The organism is Enterococcus sp. DIV0294, assembly GCF_050558155.1.
GTDB classification, from domain to species: domain Bacteria; phylum Bacillota; class Bacilli; order Lactobacillales; family Enterococcaceae; genus Enterococcus; species Enterococcus faecalis.
The window spans coordinates 2,574,017-2,586,804 of sequence record NZ_CP187889.1 but is presented as its reverse complement, the minus strand read 5'-3'; the positions used below and the strand labels follow the sequence as shown (position 1 = coordinate 2,586,804).

At 37.8% G+C, this 12,788-nt stretch carries 12 protein-coding genes; 11 read left to right on the top strand and 1 reads right to left on the bottom strand.

Annotated elements, in window-relative coordinates:
- Positions 1-70 precede the first annotated feature (70 nt).
- The 3 genes from IGJ20_RS12540 (at position 71) to IGJ20_RS12530 (ending at position 1,656) form a co-directional block, all read left to right on the top strand.
- A complete protein-coding gene (locus IGJ20_RS12540) occupies positions 71-454 on the top strand; it encodes a YccF domain-containing protein (RefSeq protein ID WP_002358999.1) in 384 nt (127 codons plus the stop codon).
- An 88-nt stretch (positions 455-542) separates the two neighbouring features.
- Complete coding sequence (locus IGJ20_RS12535; protein WP_002383201.1) at positions 543-968, top strand: Rrf2 family transcriptional regulator; 426 nt, start codon at positions 543-545, stop codon at positions 966-968.
- A gap of 58 nt (positions 969-1,026) precedes the next feature.
- Positions 1,027-1,656, top strand: coding sequence for an NAD(P)-dependent oxidoreductase (locus IGJ20_RS12530; RefSeq protein ID WP_002354854.1), 630 nt, complete (start codon positions 1,027-1,029; stop codon positions 1,654-1,656).
- 75 nt (positions 1,657-1,731) lie between these two features.
- Here the strand turns inward: IGJ20_RS12530 and IGJ20_RS12525 are convergent, their stop codons facing one another.
- Complete coding sequence (locus IGJ20_RS12525) at positions 1,732-2,937, bottom strand: hypothetical protein (protein WP_002359001.1); 1,206 nt, start codon at positions 2,935-2,937, stop codon at positions 1,732-1,734.
- A gap of 191 nt (positions 2,938-3,128) precedes the next feature.
- Between IGJ20_RS12525 and IGJ20_RS12520 the strand changes: the two genes are divergently transcribed.
- The 8 genes from IGJ20_RS12520 (at position 3,129) to rny (ending at position 12,786) form a co-directional block, all read left to right on the top strand.
- Positions 3,129-4,373 carry a competence/damage-inducible protein A gene (locus IGJ20_RS12520; RefSeq protein ID WP_126254808.1) on the top strand — a complete coding sequence of 415 codons (1,245 nt, stop codon included), beginning with the start codon at positions 3,129-3,131 and terminating at the stop codon, positions 4,371-4,373.
- A 113-nt stretch (positions 4,374-4,486) separates the two neighbouring features.
- Positions 4,487-5,533, top strand: a complete 1,047-nt coding sequence (gene recA / locus IGJ20_RS12515; RefSeq protein ID WP_002354860.1) for a recombinase RecA — start codon at positions 4,487-4,489, stop codon at positions 5,531-5,533.
- 161 nt (positions 5,534-5,694) lie between these two features.
- A complete protein-coding gene (locus IGJ20_RS12510; protein WP_010821936.1) occupies positions 5,695-6,000 on the top strand; it encodes a hypothetical protein in 306 nt (101 codons plus the stop codon).
- Between the two features lie 4 nt (positions 6,001-6,004).
- The gene (locus IGJ20_RS12505) at positions 6,005-7,255 is read left to right on the top strand and encodes a PTS sugar transporter subunit IIC (protein WP_126254807.1); all 1,251 of its coding nucleotides are present in this window, start codon (positions 6,005-6,007) and stop codon (positions 7,253-7,255) included.
- A gap of 19 nt (positions 7,256-7,274) precedes the next feature.
- Positions 7,275-7,616, top strand: a complete 342-nt coding sequence (locus tag IGJ20_RS12500) for a PTS lactose/cellobiose transporter subunit IIA (protein ID WP_002359005.1) — start codon at positions 7,275-7,277, stop codon at positions 7,614-7,616.
- Positions 7,598-9,061 (top strand): glycoside hydrolase family 1 protein, encoded by a 1,464-nt coding sequence (locus IGJ20_RS12495; protein WP_002383207.1) that lies wholly within the window; start codon positions 7,598-7,600, stop codon positions 9,059-9,061. Before IGJ20_RS12500 ends, IGJ20_RS12495 begins: the two co-directional genes overlap by 19 nt.
- Before the next feature lie 68 nt (positions 9,062-9,129).
- The gene (locus IGJ20_RS12490; RefSeq protein ID WP_126254806.1) at positions 9,130-11,034 is read left to right on the top strand and encodes a BglG family transcription antiterminator; all 1,905 of its coding nucleotides are present in this window, start codon (positions 9,130-9,132) and stop codon (positions 11,032-11,034) included.
- A gap of 195 nt (positions 11,035-11,229) precedes the next feature.
- The gene (gene rny / locus IGJ20_RS12485; protein ID WP_002354863.1) at positions 11,230-12,786 is read left to right on the top strand and encodes a ribonuclease Y; all 1,557 of its coding nucleotides are present in this window, start codon (positions 11,230-11,232) and stop codon (positions 12,784-12,786) included.
- Positions 12,787-12,788 lie beyond the last annotated feature (2 nt).

Below are 12,788 nucleotides of genomic sequence, written 5' to 3'. Positions count from 1 at the left end.
ACAAAAAGAAGCTTTCGTGGTATACTTACTCACATACATAATTTTTAATGAGGAAAGTAGAGGAACAGGAATGAAAACACTTGGCAATATTTTATGGTTCATCTTTGGCGGCTTTTTTGGTGGCTTATCTTGGCTATTCGCAGGCGTGATTTGGTGTATTACAATTATCGGTATTCCGATTGGTTTACAATGTTTTAAATTAGCGGGGTTGAGCTTTTGGCCGTTTAAAAAGCGAGTCGTGTATAGTGATAGCGGCGTATCTTTGGTGGTAAACATTATTTGGCTGATTATCAGTGGATTACCATTAGCAATTGGACATTGTATTAGTGGCTTATTGCTTTGTTTGACAATCATCGGTATTCCGTTTGGGCAACAATCCTTTAAATTGGCGAAATTAGCGTTAATGCCGTTTGGGGCCCGTGTTGTTTCAACAAATGATTTTTATTTTGAATAGTCAGAGGTTTCTCATTGACAAATAAAACGAAACAGCGTATTCTATAAATGTAACAAATAACGTTACATTTAGTTTGGAGTGATTAGACATGGCCATGTCAACGAAATTAAGTGTTGCGATTCATATTTTAAGTTTGATTGAAACAGGTCCTCAAGAACAAGTGACTTCTGAATACATTGCTTCGAGCGTGAATACGAATCCAGTCGTTGTTCGACGACTAATGAGCCAGTTAAAAAAAGCCGGCTTGATTCATTCCATGCGTGGAGCCAATAAAAATACCTTATTAAAGAAACCAGAAGAGATCTCACTGTATGAAATTTATACAGCGGTTGAATTGGAACGAGAGATTTTCAATATTCATCAAAATCCTAATCCAAACTGTTCCGTTGGGGCAAATATCCAATCGGTACTAGAAACTGAATTTACTAAAGTGCAACAAAAAATGGAAGAAGAATTGAAAAGCATCACCTTAGCAGATGTGATTCATGAAATAGAAGTTAAGAGAGATAAGTAATCTCTCTACTTTTAAAGTATTAAATGTAACTATTTTAGTTCTATTTAAAAATGAAAGGATGATTTACATGAAAGTAGCAGTATTAGGAGCAACAGGAAAAGAAGGACAATTACTTTTAGCAGAAGCTAAACGTCGCGGGATGGACGTGACAGCCATCGTTCGTAATGCCTCAAAAATAACAGATGGCACACCGACCATTGAAAAAGATGTTTATCAATTAACAACAGAAGATATTCAAGCGTTTGATGTATTAATTAGTGCCTTAGGATTCCCTGATGTGCAAGATTTCCCAAAATCTACCCAGCATTTGATTGAGATTTTAACCAATCAAAAAACGCGCTTGTTTGTCGTTGGGGGCGCTGGAACCTTGTATGTGGACCCAGAACACACAACTCAATTAAAAGATACACCATCATTCCCAGCAGAAATTCAGCCATTAGCTTCGGCGATGGGCGAAGCTTTAAACTTATTGAAAGAAGCTCAAAACATTCACTGGACCTATATTAGTCCTGCAGCCATGTTTGATGCTGAAGGTCCTGCGACAGGCCATTATGAAGTCGCTGGCGAAGAATTAACAACCAATAGTCAAGGTGACAGCTACATTAGTTACGCAGACTACGCCGTTGCCATGTTAGATGAAGTGGAAAGTAATGCACACCCAAATCAACGAATTAGTGTGTATCAATAAAAAACAAGAAAATGGGGCCTCCGTTAAAACAACGGAGGCCCCATTTTCTTGTTTGATTAATTATTGCTAATGTATTTACTGTTTGGGTGCTCGGTATCCTGCTGCTTCTGCTTCTTCAACAGTAGAGAACCAAGCTACTGGATTCGTAGTTCTATTATAATATCTACTTCCAGGTACATGATAAATTCCATTACGTGACCCTTTAATTAAGGCGTTACCGCTTGGTGCTTCCGCAGCAGCCGTCTCGACTTCCGCCGGCGCCTGTGCGGCTTGTTGCGCCTCTGCTTCAGCTTGCGCTTTTGCTGCCGCTTCGGCTTGTTCTTTTTGCGCTTTTTCAGCGGCTAGTTTCTGAGCTTCTGCTTCTTTTCGTTGTTTTTCTTTGTGGGCATCTAATTGAGTTTTAACAACGGCTACCCGTTTTGTTAAAGCTTGATTTGGGGAGTTTAAAGCGTCAATTTGTTTGATCGCTTCATTATAGTAAGCTTCATTAGTTGGTTCTTGTTCAGCTTTTTCAACAGCGGCAGTTGCACTGGCGACTAATTGTTCATTTTTTTCTTTTTCAGCGATAGCGGTTTGAACAGTCGTTAATCGTTGTTGAAATCCTTCTTTGCCAACTGGGGCAGCAGCTACTAATTTTTCAGCTGCTTGATAATCGCTTTTACTTTTAGATTTTTCAGCAGTTGTAACTGCTTCATCAACAGGTACTGCTTCTTTGATTTTTTCAAGGCGATCATTGTATTCCTCGTATTCTTGACTTAATGAAGATACTAAGGTTGCGGCTTCATCATAGTTTTTCTGAGAAGGTTGTTTTTCAGCGTAAGCTAAAGCTTTTTCTGTTTTGGCTAATTCTTGCTCAGAATCTGTGATGCTCGCAATAAATTCTTTTGACGGTGTGACTTCGACTGATTTTTCAACTTTGGTATCTTTCTTCTCAGCCACAAAGGTGATTTTTTGCGTTTTTTCATCGGACAGTTTTACTTTGTAAGCAAACGTTTTGTCTTTCGTTTTTACTTCCTTGCCATTGGCCGTTAGTTTGCTGTTGCCGTCGTATTCGCCTTTGATGGTGGCTGAGCCATTGGCATCGGTTTCAACACTCTCTGCATCAAGTGAAAGCGTTGGGGAAGAATCTGTCGTGGCAACCCCACCAATAAATAGAGCGGCACTTGCTAATGCGGCATAGCCATATTGTTTTTTCGGTTGTTTCTTAATTAATGCTTTGATAGTCAGTCCCCCGCTGACAAGTAACCCTAATAGACCCAAAAGTCCTAATACTACACTCATTCATTTCTCTCCTTTCGATATAACGTTATTATACAATGTATTGTGAGAAAATGAACATTTTTTTCGTAATAATTAATAAATTTCCTGATAAAAAAATTATTTCCTGAAGCTCAAATTCTTTTGTAAAAATTTTGTTGTGCTAAAATGGAAAGTGAGTTTAACTACGTATGTTATTAGAGAAGGGGAAATCAATGAAAGCAGAAATCATTGCAGTCGGAACAGAGTTATTACTGGGACAAGTAGTGAATACCAACGCCACCTTTTTATCAGAAGAGTTAGCTGCGCTAGGCATCGATGTTTACTATCAGACCGTTGTTGGCGATAACGGCGGCCGCTTAGAAACGCTACTAACAGAAGCAGAAAAAAGAAGTGATTTAATTGTCCTGTGTGGAGGGCTAGGACCTACAGAAGACGATTTAACCAAGCAAGTTGTTGCACAACATCTCCATAAATCATTAGTAGAAGATCAAGAAGGATTGAACCGCTTGCACCAGTTTTTCCAACAGTCTAAGCGGCCAATGACGGAAAATAATTTACGACAAGTGTTAGCCATTGAAGGTGGACAAGTTCTTCAAAACCCGACAGGATTAGCGGTTGGTTCTTTCGTAACAGAAGGCACAACAAGCTATTTGCTCTTACCAGGGCCGCCCAATGAGTTAATTCCGATGTTCCAACAAGCGGCACGACCTTTATTGATTGATGCGTTTCCACAAGAAGAACAATTGATTTCAAGAGTCTTGCGTTTTTATGGCATTGGTGAATCACAGCTGGTGACCGAGATTCAATCGTTGATTGCGCACCAAACGAATCCAACCATTGCGCCTTATGCTAAGCCTAATGAAGTGACACTTCGTTTAACAGTTAAAACAAAAGACTTAGTAGCTGGCGAAGAATTATTAACAGCGACGGAAGAAAAGGTTTTAGCTAAAGTGGGAGACTATTTTTATGGGTATGGGGATGACAATAGTTTAGCCAAGGTAACAGTGGATTTGTTATTACAAAACGGACAAACCGTCACGGCTGCTGAGAGCCTCACCGCTGGCCTATTCCAAAGTACACTGGGGGAAATTGCGGGTGCTTCGAAGATTTTTAAGGGAGGCTTCGTGACGTATTCGCAAGAAACAAAAGAGAACTTTTTAGGAATTTCTCATGAACTTTTAGAAGAGCATGGCACGGTAAGTGAAGCGTGTGCCAAAGAAATGGCAGAGAAAGCGCGTCAGTTAGCTAAATCTAACTATGGTTTATCATTTACTGGGGTCGCTGGTGACCCAATCGAAGGTCAACCGACAGGCACTGTTTGGATTGGGCTGGCGGAAGAAGGCCAACCAACCGTTGCAGAATGTTTCCATTTTAACCGTGACCGAAATTATATTAGACAGAGTGCGGTTATGCGAGGGTTAGATCTTTTGCGGCGCCGAATCATTAATGAAAAATAAATATACGAATGTTTGTTCGGTTTTTTCTTGCTTTTTTGGTACAAAAGAGATATGATAGACCTACTAACAGGAAATGAAAAATAAGTTTATATAAATTAAAGGAGGATTATCCATTGGCAGATGATCGTAAAGTGGCTTTAGATGCCGCACTGAAAAAAATTGAAAAGAACTTTGGGAAAGGTTCTATTATGAAATTAGGCGAAAAAGCTGATCAAAAAATTTCAACTATCCCTAGTGGTTCTTTAGCGTTAGATGTTGCATTGGGCGTAGGTGGGTATCCACGTGGCCGAATTATTGAAGTATATGGTCCTGAGAGTTCAGGTAAAACAACTGTTTCTTTACACGCAATTGCAGAAGTGCAACGAAATGGTGGAACAGCCGCTTTTATCGATGCTGAGCATGCATTGGATCCTCAATATGCGGAGAAACTAGGCGTTAACATTGATGAATTACTTTTATCTCAACCAGATACGGGTGAGCAAGGCTTAGAGATTGCCGATGCCTTAGTTTCAAGTGGTGCGATTGACATCGTTGTCATCGACTCGGTTGCTGCGTTAGTTCCTCGTGCAGAGATTGATGGTGAGATGGGAGCGAGCCATGTCGGCTTACAAGCTCGACTAATGTCTCAAGCACTACGTAAATTATCAGGCTCAATTAATAAGACAAAAACAATTGCTATTTTCATTAACCAAATTCGTGAAAAAGTTGGCGTGATGTTCGGAAATCCTGAAACAACTCCTGGTGGACGTGCATTGAAATTCTACGCAACGGTTCGTCTAGAAGTCCGTCGTGCAGAACAGTTAAAACAAGGAACAGACATCGTCGGTAACCGCACAAAAATTAAAGTCGTTAAAAACAAAGTGGCGCCACCATTTAAAGTGGCAGAAGTTGATATCATGTATGGCCAAGGGATTTCCCAAGAAGGCGAATTACTAGATATGGCTGTGGAAAAAGACCTTATCAGCAAAAGTGGTGCTTGGTATGGCTACAAAGAAGAACGAATTGGCCAAGGCCGTGAAAATGCCAAACAATACATGGCGGATCATCCTGAAATGATGGCAGAAGTGTCTAAATTGGTCCGTGATGCATACGGCATCGGTGACGGTTCAACCATTACAGAAGAAGCAGAAGGTCAAGAAGAATTACCCTTAGATGAATAAATAACGAGTGAATACGACTCGTTAAGAAGAAGGACAACACTTACTGAACAGGACAGGTGTTGTCTTTTTTTTTATTTCCTAAGGATAGGAAAAATATTTATTTGTAAGCGGATACAAGTTTTTTCTATAATTAAGACACAAAAAAGAAAGTGGTGGAGAAAATGAAAAATATTTTACTAATTTGTGGTTCGGGTGCATCAAGTGGATTCATGGCTGCAGCGATTAGAAAAGCTGCTAAAAAAAGACAGATTGAAGTGACAGTTAAAGCGACAAGTGAATCTCAACTGGATGAACGTATAAATGAAATTGATTGTTTGTTAATTGGACCACATTTAGCTTATATGTTAAATGATATTCAAGAGCAAATGGCTGAGAAAAAAGTGAAGGCTATGGTTATTCCACAAGCTATTTATGGAAGCTTAGATGGAGAAAAAGCCTTAGACCTAATAATGACAATGGAGGAATGAGTGAATGAAAAAAATTATGGATTTTATGACGAACTCTTTCGCGCCGAAAGTGAATAAAGTAGTTAAAAATCCTTGGATTTCTGCTATACAGGATGCAATTATGGCGGCTCTTCCATTGGTTTTTGTAGGTTCGTTAGTTACAGTGGTCTCTTTGTTAAAAAATCTCTTTCCAAGCATGCCAGATTTTTCAATGATTAGTAATTTTTCTTTTGGAATGTTTGGGTTAATCGTTTCGTTTATGATTCCTTATTATTTGATGGAGAAGAAAGGTCATAGCGGACAAAAATTAATAGCAGGTGCTACTAGCATTGTTTTGTTTATGATTTTGCTCTTTCCAACGTTATCTGAGAAAGGTGAAATTACCTTTATTCTTTCAAGGTTTGGTGCAACAGGGATGTTTTTAGCGATGATTACAGGCCTTTTTGTTAGTCTTGTGATGCATTTGGCTGCCAAAAAATCTTTTTTTGATGAAGATACACCAATTCCCGATTTTGTGGTTGGTTGGTTTAATAGTCTGCTGCCAATTACCTTTATCTTGTTTGTCGGTTGGTTGATCACTATTCAATTTAGGATTGATTTTTTTGATATCGTTATTCTAATTTTCAGTCCATTAGCAAATATTGTGCAATCATATCCGGGGTTTGTTTTATCTGTGTTTATTCCAGTCTTTCTTTATACATTTGGAATCTCTGGTTGGGTGATGATGCCTGTAATCTATCCTGTTTATATGGCTGGTTTAGCTGCAAATGCGGAAGCTGTAGCGAATGGTGGTCATGCAGTGAATATTGCGACACAAGAAACGTGTTACGCTTTTTCATCGATGGGCGGGATTGGTGCAACATTGTCCTTGTCTGTCATGATGGTTTTACTTAGCAAATCTGCACAACTAAAAGCAATTGGCAAAGCTGTGTTGATTCCTTCAATTTTTAATATCAACGAGCCACTAGTTTTCGGTGCGCCAATTGCCTTTAATCCATACTTGATGATTCCTATGTGGATTAATGCACTCGTTGTTCCATCAATTGCCTACGCTACGATGTATTGGGGATTCGTCAATATTCCTACGCAAAGCTTTTTATTATGGTATATGCCATATCCATTTACCTCTTATTTAGCGACACAAGATATTCGAGCGGTTGTTGTTTGCGTGCTTATTTTTGTCATTACATGGCTGGTATTCTTGCCATTTTTCAAAGCATATGATCAATCACTGCTTAAGCAAGAAAAAGAAGTGCAAAAAGAAGTAATTATTTAAGGTTAAAGGAGAGGTTATTATGGAAGAAAATGAGCAGTTAAATCAGTTATCAATGAATATTTTAATTCATGCAGGAAATGCGAGAGACCATCTAGTTCAAGCGTTAGAAAAATTAGAAGAGACTTCGTATGAGCAGGCACAAAAGGAGTTAATAGAGGCACGGAAAGAAGTCGTTTTAGCACATGGCATACAGACAGATACGTTACAATTAGAAGCTTCAGGAGAACAAATTCGTTACTCGACGCTGTTTTGTCATGCACAAGATACCTTAATGACGGCTCAAAGTGAAATTTTAATTGGTGAGCATTTAGTGAAGCTTTTTAAAAAGTTTAGTCAACAATTATGTCAGGAGGAAAAATAATGTTTAAAGATTATCAGATGCCAAAGGATTTTTTATGGGGTGGCGCAATTGCCGCAAATCAAGCAGAAGGAGCGTTTCAAGTAGATGGTAAAGGCATCAGTTTAGCGGATGTACACAAATACTATCCAGATAAAACAAATGCAGAAATCAGCCAAGAACAAATAAAAGGCATGTCTGTAGCAGACATTCAAGCGAATCTAGCAGATACTGATGGCTACTATCCTAAACGTCATGGGATTGATTTTTATCATACTTATCCAGAAGATTTAGCATTGCTTAAAGAATTAGGTTTCAAAACATTCCGAACTTCTATTGATTGGACGCGGATTTTTCCAACAGGGGAAGAAGAAACACCAAACGAAGCGGGCTTGGCTTATTATGATCGATTAATCGACAAAATCATTGAATTAGGGATGGAACCAATCATCACTATTCTACATTATGAAACTCCGATTGAAATTTCATTGAAATATGGTGGTTGGAACAATCGAAAAGTTATTGATTTATTTGTAAAATATGGCAAAGTCCTTTTGGAACGTTACAAAGAAAAAGTAAAATATTGGATTGTCATTAATCAAATTAATCTGATTCAATTTGAACCGTTTAACTCAACAGCAATTCCTTATGATACAGTGGATAATTATGAAGAAGCAAGTTTTCAAGCGATTCACCATCAGTTTATCGCAAGTGCACAATTAGTTGCGTACGCTAAAAAAATTAATCCTCAAATGCAAATGGGAACAATGGTTGCCGACTGTACTGTCTACCCTTTTTCGTGTAAGCCAGATGACGTCATTTTAGCCATGAAGCGAAATCGAATGGAATACTTTTATACAGATGTTCAATTTCGTGGTGAGTACCCGCAATATGCGTTGAACTATTTTGAAGAACACGGAATTGAGATAGATATTACACTTGAAGATCAACAAATGCTAAAAGAAAATACGATGGATTATTTAGCAATTTCTTATTATTATTCACAGATGGTTGATTCAGAAAAAAATTCAATGAATCCAGCATCTGTCACGCCAAATCCAACACTGAAAGTCAATCCTTGGGGCTGGGCAGTAGACCCTCAGGGATTATACAACTCACTTTCTCAATATTGGGATCGTTATGGGAAACCGATAATTATAGCGGAAAATGGGTTTGGTATGTATGATAAAGTGACAGATGGTCAAATCCATGATGATTATCGAATTTCTTATTTATCTGAACACATCCAACAAATGAAAAAAGCCATGTATGATGGCGTAGATGTGATTGCTTATTGTGCTTGGGGACCGATTGATATCATTAGTTGTTCTTCAGCGCAAATGGAAAAACGATATGGGTTTGTTTATGTTGATTTAGATAATGAAGGGAAGGGAACAGGAAAACGTATGAAAAAAGATAGCTTTACTTGGTATCAAAAAGTGATTGCAACCAATGGTGAAGAAATCTAGATTAATTGAAGAAGTTGATTATTGTTTTAATAAAAAGCAATCGTCTTCTTCTTTTCTTTTAAAGGGATGTGGGAAGGTTGGAAAGTAAGCAAAGAGAGATAATACTTTTTTTAGAAAGTCAGCAACATCATTGGGTGACAGCCAAAGAGTTAGCAGAATTTTGTGGTTGTACAACAAGAACGATTCGCAACCGTGTCGCAAAAATCAATGAAGCCTACCCAGAAGCTATTTTGTCTAGTCAACGGGGCTATCGTAGAAATGATCAAATTTCGATTTTACAGGAAACGCCCAGTAAGGAACGAAAAGCTAGAATTTTTCTTGAACTATTAAAACATTCCTCTGAAGGAGTGAACCTGTATGATTTAGCAGATTGTTTATACATTTCTGAATCAACCGCCAAAAATGACCTTCAACAATTAAAAGAAGAGTTAGCAAATCAACAAACAACGATTTGTTTTAAAGGAGCGAATATTTGGTTAACAGGAACAGAACGCGCTAAACGGCAATACATGGTTTCATTATTATATGCAGAAAGTGATTTTCAAGAAAAATTGACCCGTAGTGTACGGGAAATGATTGGCTATATTTCGTTAGAAGAGTTAGAGGAAATGATTCAACAAACTTTTTTTAATTATGAAAGAAGGTTAAACCAGTATGTCTTGAACAATATTGTTTTACATTATGCGATTAGCATTGAGCGTATCCGACAAGGCCACACCTTGTTAACGAAACCAAAATTAGCCGAAAATCACTCAGAAGAATATCAAATGGCCAAAGAAATTGCCCTACGTTTAGAAGAAACTTACGACATTCTATTCTCGAAAGAAGAGTTAGCGCAACTTTCGTTATTATTTGTAGGAATTCAAAAAGAACACACAGTGAATAGTGAAAAAACACAATTACAACAGATTGTGAATCCGAAAATTATTGAAGTGTTAGAAGAAGTTTTACAAAAGGTTGAGCAAATCTATTTTATTCAATTGAAAAACAAAGAGTTTTTCAATAAATTAGCAATTCATTTACAGGGACTATACGATCGTTCAAATGTTGAAGCTTTTACAAGAAATAGTCGTTTATGGGACTTAAAGACAGGCTATCCTTTGATTTATGACATTTCTGTTTACATTTCTTCCTTTATTCAAGAACGTTTAAGTATTTGGTTTACAGAAGATGAGATTTCTTTTATCGCTTTACATCTTGGCTCATTTTTGGAAAGTCAGCGAACAGAACAGCAACCATTTCTCCTTTTACTGGTGGTGGAGGATTATCATAATATGCGTGAAGTGCTTCAGAAAAAACTTCAAGAACATTTTGGAAATCAAATAAATATACAAGTCGTTCGTCAGACCAATATTGATCAGAAAAAATTTGATTTGCTAGTCACTACTAATCGTAGGTTAGCCACAAAATATGAAGGAGCAATCTTTATTCACTCCTTTATTACAACAAAAGAACTGCGGAAAATTGAAAATCGAATGTATCTTTTAAAAGGACAAAAGCGAAAGCGGCAGATGAAAATAAGAACAGATCAGTTCATTGCTAAGGAGTTATATTTTAGCCAGATTGATCCAGCAGATTTAACCCCTGAAATGTTACTTGATCAAATGATTCAACGAATGAGTATACAAAAATATTGTTCGAGTGATTTTAAAAAAAGTGTGAAAAAACGAGAACAGCTTTCTCCAACAAGCTTTCCATCAGGTATCGCTGTCCCCCATGCTATTGATCGAACAGCAGAGAAAAGTGGTATTTCAATCATGACCTTACAAGAGCCTATTCGGTGGGCTAATTATGAGGTGAAGTTGGTGGCTTTAGTAGCAATTCGTCAAGAAGACGCACCAATCTTTGATGACTTTTTTGAAAAATTTATTGAAATCATGTCCGAGCCCATCTACATCAAGCAGCTTAGTCAAACAGCAGACTATGCGTCGTTTGTTCTAAAATTTAAACAATTCGTGACGGCGGAAACCTAAAAATGTGACGTTGTCTAATATTTGCTGCCCTTTCCAAAAGAAAGGGCTTTTTTAAGTTGACACCTTTCACGACAAACATTAGAATAAAATTGTGTGTATGCACAAATATGCAAGTAGGCATATTGATAATTGATTTTAGTTTATCAAAAAACTACAAGATATGAATTAACAAAAAGATAGTATGGAGGTGGAAATATGGTTTTAAATATTCTCCTCGCTATCGTCGGTTTGATTGTCGGTCTTGGTTTAGGATTTGTTATTGCAAAGTCACGTCATGATAAAGCAATAAATGGTGCAAAAATTTCAGCGTCGAGTATTCTCGAGAACGCTCGGAAAGAATCAGAAACACTGAAAAAAGAAGCATTGCTAGAAGCTAAGGAAGAGAACCAGAAGTATCGTTCAGAAATTGAAAGTGAGTTGAAAGAAAGCAGATTAGAACTTAAATCTCAAGAAAATCGTTTAATTCAACGGGAACAAACGTTGGATCGTAAAGATGACTCTCTTGAAAAACGTGAAGGCTCACTGGAAGAAAAAGAAGAGAAACTTGGTGCTAGACAGCAATTAATTGATGAGCGAGAAAAAGAAGTAGAAAACTTAATTAATCAGCAACATCAAGAATTAGAACGAATTGCTTCCCTTTCAAAAGAAGAAGCAAAATCGATTATTATGAAGTCAACAGAAGAAGAGTTGAATCATGAACTAACCTTGATGGTCAAGGAGTCAGAACAACGTGCCAAAGAAGAATCTGATCGCAAAGCGAAGAACTTGCTTTCCCTAGCAATTCAACGTTGCGCCGCCGATTCTGTTTCTGAAACAACTGTTTCCGTGGTCACTTTACCAAATGATGAGATGAAAGGTCGCATTATTGGTCGTGAAGGACGTAATATTCGTACATTGGAAACATTAACAGGGATTGACTTAATCATTGATGATACGCCAGAAGCGGTTGTGTTATCCGGATTTGATCCAATCAGACGAGAAATCGCTCGAATGACCTTGGAAAAATTAATCCAAGATGGTCGGATTCATCCCGCTCGTATCGAAGAAATGGTAGAAAAATCACGTAAAGAAATGGATGAACGGATTCGTGAATACGGAGAACAAGCAGCCTTTGAAGTAGGTGCTCATACGTTACATCCTGATTTAATTAAAATTTTAGGCCGTTTACGTTTCAGAACAAGTTATGGTCAAAATGTCTTGAACCACTCAATCGAAGTAGCAAAACTGGCTGGCGTTTTAGCCGCCGAATTAGGCGAAGATGTTCAATTAGCCAAACGTGCAGGTTTACTACATGATATTGGGAAAGCATTAGATCATGAAATTGAAGGTTCTCACGTTGAGATTGGCGCAGAATTAGCTGCGAAATATAAAGAAAATTCAGTAGTTATTAATGCCATTGCCTCGCATCATGGTGATGTGGAAGCAACCTCAGTTATTTCTGTTTTAGTGGCAGCCGCAGATGCGTTATCTGCAGCCCGTCCAGGTGCACGTAGTGAATCGTTAGAAAACTACATTCGCCGCTTAGAAAACTTAGAAAATATTTCTAATAGTTTTGAAGGCGTTGATTCAAGTTTTGCTGTTCAAGCAGGACGTGAAGTTCGTGTCATGGTGAAACCAGAAGAAATTTCTGATTTAGAATCTGTTCGTTTAGTTCGAGACATTCGGAAGAAAATTGAAGATGACTTGGATTATCCAGGACATATCAAAGTAACGGTTATCCGTGAAACACGTGCCGTTGACTATGCGAAATAAAA

What these genes read in the sequence shown, in the direction of transcription:
- IGJ20_RS12510 (WP_010821936.1), top strand. Translation starts at nt 5,695, where the DNA reads ATGAAAAATATTTTACTAATTTGTGGTTCGGGTGCATCAAGTGGATTC.
- IGJ20_RS12530 (WP_002354854.1), top strand. Translation starts at nt 1,027, where the DNA reads ATGATTTACATGAAAGTAGCAGTATTAGGAGCAACAGGAAAAGAAGGA.
- IGJ20_RS12525 (WP_002359001.1), bottom strand. Translation starts at nt 2,937, where the DNA reads ATGAGTGTAGTATTAGGACTTTTGGGTCTATTAGGGTTACTTGTCAGC.
- rny (WP_002354863.1), top strand. Translation starts at nt 11,230, where the DNA reads ATGGTTTTAAATATTCTCCTCGCTATCGTCGGTTTGATTGTCGGTCTT.
- IGJ20_RS12520 (WP_126254808.1), top strand. Translation starts at nt 3,129, where the DNA reads ATGAAAGCAGAAATCATTGCAGTCGGAACAGAGTTATTACTGGGACAA.
- IGJ20_RS12505 (WP_126254807.1), top strand. Translation starts at nt 6,005, where the DNA reads ATGAAAAAAATTATGGATTTTATGACGAACTCTTTCGCGCCGAAAGTG.
- IGJ20_RS12540 (WP_002358999.1), top strand. Translation starts at nt 71, where the DNA reads ATGAAAACACTTGGCAATATTTTATGGTTCATCTTTGGCGGCTTTTTT.
- IGJ20_RS12495 (WP_002383207.1), top strand. Translation starts at nt 7,598, where the DNA reads ATGTCAGGAGGAAAAATAATGTTTAAAGATTATCAGATGCCAAAGGAT.
- IGJ20_RS12535 (WP_002383201.1), top strand. Translation starts at nt 543, where the DNA reads ATGGCCATGTCAACGAAATTAAGTGTTGCGATTCATATTTTAAGTTTG.
- IGJ20_RS12500 (WP_002359005.1), top strand. Translation starts at nt 7,275, where the DNA reads ATGGAAGAAAATGAGCAGTTAAATCAGTTATCAATGAATATTTTAATT.